We start from the raw sequence: 6,480 nt of genomic DNA on the forward strand, positions 1-6,480 counted from the left end.
TTAAGGCATCAATCCATAAACATTGTTCATAAGACCACCATGTACCAGAATAATTTTTTGCAAATAAATGATAATCATATGAAAACTTTTTACTGATTAATTTTTTTTGTTTTTCTTCTAAAAAATTGAAGTCATCAATACTATTTAATTTATTGTAATCAACAAGGTATTCTTTTTGCACATTAGCTTCTACAAGGTTTAAAACTTGCTGATGAATATGATCAATATCTGGAATATCTCCGTCTCTTAAATTAACTAAATAGGTTTGCGAGAGAACTTTTGAATATTCCTGAATGTCATTAGAAACAAAATTAACCTGTTTCCCAATTGCCCCTGCCAATGAAGCACTCCCAGCAAATAGATCTAATATGGCTCTATCTTTTTGATGGACAAAATTAATCCCATCAACAATAAAATCAATAATCTTGGTTTTCGAACCCATATATTTGATTAAACTAGGAAATGGTTGGGGGGTTAACATAAGAATCCTTAATAAAAAACAAAATCCCAAATTAGGATTTTGTTTTTTGATTCTATTTAATAAAGTCTTGAGAGTCAAATAGAGAAAATAGATGGATAAAAGTTTAATGAAATCTTTGTGTATCCAAGCATTGAAGCAAATGAGACTTGATGCTCAGATTACTCAATCTCAGTTAGCAAAAATGCTAGAAAAACCACAAAGCTTTGTTTCCAAATACGAAAATGGTGACAGATCTTTAGAAATTAGTGAGGTTTATTTAATATGCAAAGAATTAGATAAATCGCTATCAGACTTTGAAGAAATCTTAGAAAGCCTTATACAAGAATCCATTTAACTAAATTCATCATAAAGACTGGCTTTAATACCAATCGCTATCACGGGACATCCACCTGAACCTTGACCAAATAACTTACTTCTTAATTTACCCATATGCGTTGTAGATGAACCATAAGATGCTCCTTTGCCTAAACTTTTAAATAGTTCCTGCAACTCTGAAGCTCTAGTAATCACTACACCTACAGAGACAGCACCTAAATCAAATAACAATCGAAAGTTATTTAAATCTCTATCAAAAAAGGGGTCTTTATTATTCCACTCTACTTCAATAGCAACTTTATTTTTGAAGCAGTCAATCTTATGAGTAGGGACTTCTGTAATAGTGCTATTTTTCAAAGTAGAAATAACCGTATTCTTGCCATTGCCAATAGCTGATTTGATTAACTCATATTCATCCAAATGAATAGCCGTTTTAAATTCTGTCTCTCCCCAACCCCTTGCATATAGAAAACTATCTAATTGGTCTGCAACAGTAGATTTTCTACCACCTGGAGCAATGACTTCACTTCGTCTTAAAACAAAAGCTGAAAGTAAATCGACTAAATCATTCCACTCATTAGGGAAAGCATGTCTAAGCACAGAAATACCATTACGATATTCCTCTATTTCATAGTTATCTCGAATATATTGCGGAAAAAGTAGAACAGACATAGGTATCAAGAATTTAATTTTCCAAGAGTATAAAAGTATAAAAAAATATTAAAAGAAAAATAAAAAATTAGCCTAAGTTAGTGAGGAAATTAGAAGCGTGGAACAATATCTAAATTGACCATACTGACAAAGAAAAACCCCATAAAAGGGGCTGTTATCTGATATAGCTTGTTTAGTCTCATTTTTCAGATTTTTTTCTACGAAAATAGGTTGCTCTACTAATACCTAATTCTTTCCATGGCTCACCAAGTGAAGGTCTACCACCACCTTTAGACTTGCTACCACCCTTAGCACCCTTTTTAGCGTGCCATTCCTTCTTACCCTCTATAGAAAAGCGTTGCCAGACCCATTTAGCGATACTTTTCGAGATTTGTTTAATCTCTGCATACTGCAACGGTTCAGGAAATTGTTCATTCTCCTTCATAACACGCTCTAAAACAGCGTTAAACCATGCCTGATAGCTCGATTTGGACTCAAGGTAGGGTAACACTGCTTTATATGCCCAAAACCGCGTTAAATCGAAAATAGTGCAGTTTCGACCTAAACCTTGAATGCGATCCTCGGCTGTGGGTTTATCATTCAGGTCTACAAAATCAGCTAAATAATCGAGTGAGTAAGTTTTTTCACTCCAAAAAACAACGTCCCAGTGCCTGTTTAAAGGGTTTTTAGTGATTAACCGGCTGTATGCGGTGTCTGAGCCTAGTTTTTTAGCATATGCAGCCTGAATCGCACTTGCGTAGCGTATAGGCTTAATACTTGCAATTTCAGTGGTGGGAAATGGTGTTTCAAGCTTGTAGCAAATATGGCAGTGGCCATTTTCAGGGTTACGAGCAGTCCAATAGGGAATCGGTAAATTTTCTGTATGCCAAGCAAGAACAGAATCAGCATGATCTAAGTCAAAAAACAGATAATTAACCATACAAGGCTGATTGCCTTGTATGTATCGGCGTTTTATCGCTTCTCGCTTGGGCAAAATATCTAAGCCACGATCTAAATACTCTGCACAATAAGGCTTATACGCCAAATCATCATAAAAAATTTCTAGTTGGTGAACAGGCGCAGCCATTGTTCAAGTCCTTATAACTCTTGTTTTTGTGGACTCAACTAGCTACAATTAGGGTTCAAGATAATTGGTGTGCTAGTTGAGATTATTCTCATCAAGTTCCCGAAAAAAGCCCGACGCCACATCGGGTTTTTTTTCGCTTGGAAGAAAGTTTACATCAAAGTTACATCGTTGTTAAACCATTAATTTTAAAAGAAAAACATATACCACATTTATGGTATTTTAATACCCAAAAAAAACAATTAATAAATCTAAAAAATCAACTATTTAGACTTTCTTTCTTGAAAAACCAAAATTCCCAAAATGGTCAATAACAACCCCATAGAACATGTGGAGATTTTAATATAGTCGGATACTGGAACAACACCGGCTAAAAAGAAAACACTCAGCGCCAAAAAAAAACCGAAAAAGAACCAAAAAAATTTAGAGCTTTTTCCTTTCTTAAACTTTCCAAACTTTTCCGAAACTTGCTTTTCAAGTGCAATCATTTTAAAGACTCCGATAGCAGCTGCTCATCTGATTTTTTGTTGCGATTTTCAACCATCATTTTCTGTAAATTTGCATACGCTAGGATTGATGCATAGTCTCCATCTCGAAGTAATTTCAGCGGAATTTCGACACCAAATTCATCGAACATATCTCTACGCTCTCGATACTCAGCCAAGCTTTCAGCATAGTTTTCAAGTCTCGGTAAATAGACCAAGTGGGGCGGCTCTATTTCGATTTGTTGCCAAGATTTTTTAGATTTTCTGCGTACAAAACTGTGAGCAAAATGTAGCAACTCGCCCGATTGCTGCCGATTACTTTTAAAAACAGCCCATGCTTCAATCATTTTGAAGAAATTACGCAAATCTGCCCTGTTTTTTTCAGCTGCTGCATTGCGTTTCTGACTAATGAGCTTATTCACGATAGCCATTAATCTTGCTTTCATTCGCAATAATGATTGCTTACTGTATCTCCAAGACCACGAGAAAGATTTAATTCTGTCCTTGTATTCTTTTTCAGTCGGCTTGTAGACCTTATGATCTGTACGTACAAGCTCAAAAGTCATGTGCTGCGTGACTTTTAGAGAAATAGGCGTATTTAAAACAAATTGCAGCGGCTCACGATCTTTGAAATAACCATAGATCAAGTCAATTTCAGCCTGTATTTCAGGTTTAACCCATGAAACCCCCTGAAATCTATCCTGCAATTCCTCGATTTTTTCACGCTCTTTAGCATTCACGATCTTTTTAGGCTCTACACCGCACTGCAAATTGAAATCCCTAGTTCTAGGAGTCGTGAACAGCAAATGAATAGTCCATTTGTATTTTTCAAAGACATCACGTTGAACGATGCAAGTACAAATCGGATGACCTTTCTCAAGGCGATAATTCCGTTGACGTGGAGTGAGCTTTAAGTCATAGCGATCTGTCAGCTTCTCCAGTAGGTCTTCTACATTGTTAAAAATGGTTTTTGTATTGCCATCCAACCAATCTTCATATTCCTTCCAATCAATTTTGGCGTAGAAATATGCCCCATTAGCCACATGATCGGCAATTCGCTGCATTGTAAATTTTGTATGAGGGCTAAATACAATCATTGTTATTTATGTAATCAAGGGATTTTCACTGAAAATACCTCATTTTCTTGTAAAAAACCACATTGTAATCTAGTAAAAAGAAAGCAATGCTTTGAGAGGTTCTTAGGGCGAAGCCCTGCTATGCGAAGCATAGCCATAAAATCGAATTTTTCGGGGTATTTGTAAGAGGGTAATAAGTAGTTCCTGCAAAACACGATAGACGGTATTCTTTTTATGTTTTATGATCATTTCATCATCAATGAAATGTGTCTGACCAACGCATATTTAAAACTGACCAACCGTGTGAGTTTTAGTGTGCGCAGCCACACTAAAACTTTGATTTTTTAAACAGCTCATAGTCAAACTTCTAACCAATTTTTGACTACCTGACGAAGCGGACTGCCGGAGAAATTTGGCTCAGTACGCTTTGATGGGAGCTTAGGGGATGCAATGCCCCTATTCGATCCAATCCATTTGCTTAGGTCGGGAGAATCCCTATCAAAAAGCTAGTTGGGCGACAAGGAAACGGAAGCGTGGTGACACGTTGTTCGGAAAGTAATTTCCGATCTAGGCTGAAAGGGCTGAAATCCTGTTTTGAAGATAGGGTCAGAAATTTTAAGGATGAAATTTCGTTAATAGCCACCGTTCAATGCAGATGTACGATTTATTTTTTGCATTGTTCGTGCCACACACGATGGATTCTGAGTTAACCGTGAGGTTATCGGGGCGTTGAGGCGAAAGCTAGATACGTTGCAGGCACTTTCCTGTCAAATGGTGAACTTGTCGTGATGACATTCCATTGAAGCTCGAAAGGTCGATTTATAGCTCAAACGTGAAAATGGGGGAGTACAACCCCCTATGTGGATTGCAAGTGCTTTACCTGCCAAAATGATGATCTGATTTTATAACGTATTTTTTGGAACTGCGAATACGGAAATAGGAGGTTCAATTTTTTGAACTAATCAGGTGGTCTAGCAGATAAGCGTACTGCAAATTAAGACTTCAAAACTAACTTGGGAAGCACTCAGAACAATTGAAACGTCAATTGGTTAAACGTGGATGTTATGAGTGTGGGAGCGATACCGATGAGCGTATATAACCTACAGAAATGTAGGGAAATTATGGGACTAACAAGCAGACATATTTGTTTGTAGTTCTAAGGTCTATAGCTACCGTTGTCAGAAATGGCTTGTTAAGGGAATCGTAGATTTGCAAAAGGTTGATGTTGGGATATGCAGAGGTGCATATCGAGTATGTGCTTGCAAGGTGGTAACAGCCTTACAAGTTAAAAAAAATCAAAAACGGTTAAATGGGGATTGGTCTCCCCTGCTGTTCGAGTTGGTCGCTTGAACTAAACTAAATTGATGACATACAGAGCTACAACTGTTTGGATATATTGTATTTGCAATCAATATCTTTGTAGCTATTTCTGAGTATGAGAAAACTCAGGTTCACTGTGGACTTTGTTAGCAGAGGAGTTCAGGCGTTCCAGAGTCGCTTGAATCAGGTGCAGATTTAAAAACACACTATCAAGGACGGTGGCTTAGTCACCGTCCTTACCTTTTATTTTACTAAGAGTAAGCACTCTTTAACGTCTCTATACCGAGTACCTTGTCGCCCTAATGTCATGTGTTTATGATCTATAGTTAATATTTCTATTTTAGAACTATCCCACACAGATGATGCAAGCTCCATCATAGTCTCTAGGCTAATCATTCCTGTATTACTATAACTAAGCGCTAATTGAGAATTAGTAGTTTCAACCCGCTTAAACATATCTAAAAAGGCAGTCTCAACCTTGGTTTTAATACAAAAAGGGGATTGATGCCTACCTTCTCTATATCGCCCTTTAACAATCACATTATTTTTTTTCTGAATCTCTGGATAGTCATATAACACCAAAGTTTCTAAAGCGTGATAGAAACGACTGTAATGTACAAAGCAATATGGAGGATCTGCATACACTGTCCCTCCCTCAAAAACGTCTAATGCATCTTTAAAATCACATGATAAAAACTCAGAACTAAAATGGTTTACAGTTTTTAAGCTAAAACGACATAATTCTTTAAACTTTTTATCAAAAAAATTGAAAACTTCTTTTTTTCTATAAATACAAATGTCATTAAAAGAAGAGTTAGTTTTTGCATCTCTATACTGAGCATAATGACCAGTACCTTGACTGCAATAAGCCATGGCATACATTAGAGAAGATAAAAAAATCGGATAAATTGGCTCATTTTTATATTCATCCGCAACTTGTCTTAAGGCATCAATCCATAAACATTGTTCATAAGACCACCATGTACCAGAATAATTTTTTGCAAATAAATGATAATCATATGAAAACTTTTTACTGATTAATTTTTTTTGTTTTTCTTCTAAAAAATT

At 36.2% G+C, this 6,480-nt stretch carries 7 protein-coding genes; 1 reads left to right on the plus strand and 6 read right to left on the minus strand.

What is annotated here, in order from left to right:
* Positions 1 to 481 (minus strand): DNA adenine methylase (locus FTT89_RS14160; protein WP_180172902.1); only part of this gene is annotated, 481 nt, incomplete at its 3' end.
* A gap of 91 nt (positions 482 to 572) precedes the next feature.
* On the opposite strand from FTT89_RS14160, the gene FTT89_RS14165 reads away from it, so the two are divergent.
* The gene (locus FTT89_RS14165; RefSeq protein WP_168405115.1) at positions 573 to 815 is read left to right on the plus strand and encodes a helix-turn-helix transcriptional regulator; all 243 of its coding nucleotides are present in this window, start codon (positions 573 to 575) and stop codon (positions 813 to 815) included.
* Here FTT89_RS14165 and FTT89_RS14170 read toward each other — a convergent pair.
* The 5 genes from FTT89_RS14170 to FTT89_RS14190 form a co-directional block, all read right to left on the minus strand.
* Positions 812 to 1,468 (minus strand): BglII/BstYI family type II restriction endonuclease, encoded by a 657-nt coding sequence (locus FTT89_RS14170; RefSeq protein ID WP_168405114.1) that lies wholly within the window; start codon positions 1,466 to 1,468, stop codon positions 812 to 814. The genes FTT89_RS14165 and FTT89_RS14170 overlap by 4 nt on opposite strands.
* Positions 1,469 to 1,646: 178 nt before the next feature.
* Positions 1,647 to 2,534, minus strand: a complete 888-nt coding sequence (locus FTT89_RS14175) for a replication initiation protein (protein WP_180102773.1) — start codon at positions 2,532 to 2,534, stop codon at positions 1,647 to 1,649.
* Positions 2,535 to 2,794: 260 nt separating this feature from the next.
* Positions 2,795 to 3,019 carry a hypothetical protein gene (locus FTT89_RS14180; RefSeq protein WP_127799981.1) on the minus strand — a complete coding sequence of 75 codons (225 nt, stop codon included), beginning with the start codon at positions 3,017 to 3,019 and terminating at the stop codon, positions 2,795 to 2,797.
* Complete coding sequence (locus FTT89_RS14185; protein WP_180061897.1) at positions 3,016 to 4,080, minus strand: hypothetical protein; 1,065 nt, start codon at positions 4,078 to 4,080, stop codon at positions 3,016 to 3,018. Before FTT89_RS14185 ends, FTT89_RS14180 begins: the two co-directional genes overlap by 4 nt.
* Positions 4,081 to 5,655: 1,575 nt before the next feature.
* A partial coding sequence (locus FTT89_RS14190) for a DNA adenine methylase (RefSeq protein WP_180172903.1) occupies positions 5,656 to 6,480 on the minus strand: 825 nt, incomplete at its 5' end.

Source organism: Acinetobacter sp. YH01025, from assembly GCF_013420185.1.
Classification (GTDB): Bacteria; Pseudomonadota; Gammaproteobacteria; order Pseudomonadales; family Moraxellaceae; genus Acinetobacter; species Acinetobacter indicus.